The organism is Pseudorhizobium endolithicum (genome assembly GCF_902153245.2).
GTDB lineage: Bacteria > Pseudomonadota > Alphaproteobacteria > Rhizobiales > Rhizobiaceae > Neorhizobium > Neorhizobium endolithicum.
In genome coordinates this window covers 443,162-443,923 of the sequence record NZ_CABFWF030000013.1, presented here as the reverse complement: position 1 = coordinate 443,923, position 762 = coordinate 443,162, and the positions used below count along the sequence as shown (strand labels likewise).

Genomic DNA, 762 nt, shown 5'->3' with positions numbered 1-762 from the left:
CTATTTCATCGCTCGCCCGACGACCTTCCAGAACGAGCTGCAGTCGTCCTTCCCGCATCTGGCGGAAATCGGCAGGAGCCTCCTCGTTGTTCTCCAGCGGGACGGGCGGCCGCCTTCCCTGGAAGATGTTGGCGGCAAGGACGGACAGGCCGATCTGGCCACGGAAGAAGGCCCGGTCGTCCCCGGTCAGGCGGGTGACGCAGGGCGGCTCGTAGCGGGCGTCGATCGTCCCCTGGCAGGCGCCGGCGCGGCGGCAGGCCCGGCGCGGGCAATGGACAGGCGCACGAAGCGAGGTTGCGGTCTGGCGGATAATGGCGGTGTGGAACGGGGGGTGGGACATGCGGTGCTCCTTGTTGGGTTGCGGTGGTTGCAGGACCCGTCACTTGCGATTTCTAGCACTTAGCTGACGCTAAGATGCTGAAATCGCCGGCCCTGCGCGGGGCTTCGGGCGTTCGTGTTTCGAAACGATTCACTGGATCGTTTCGTCGGCTGCGCCGACCAGTCACCCCACCAGGGGAGAGATGGTGCGGAGGCGCCGCCGCGGCTCTCCCTCTCCCCCCGTGGGAGAGGTTATAAAATCGAGGGCTTAGCCGAAGGCTAAACCTCAGATTTTGTTGGTGAGGGGGATGTTGCAGCAAGACAGACTCCTCCCTTGGCGATCTCGGAATTTCAATCGGACGGGGCGCTGAAAGCTGCCTCGTAAAGTTAGTTTATGTGGCACCTCTCAGCGCCCCGTTCGGCGGTTGTTATCCGCGACTCCGG

At 63.8% G+C, this 762-nt stretch carries 1 protein-coding gene; it reads right to left on the bottom strand.

Annotated features, from left to right (window positions below):
- The coding region (locus tag RTCK_RS15320; protein ID WP_185928025.1) for a hypothetical protein at nucleotides 1-340 on the bottom strand (340 nt) is incomplete at its 3' end.
- Nucleotides 341-762: the final 422 nt, after the last annotated feature.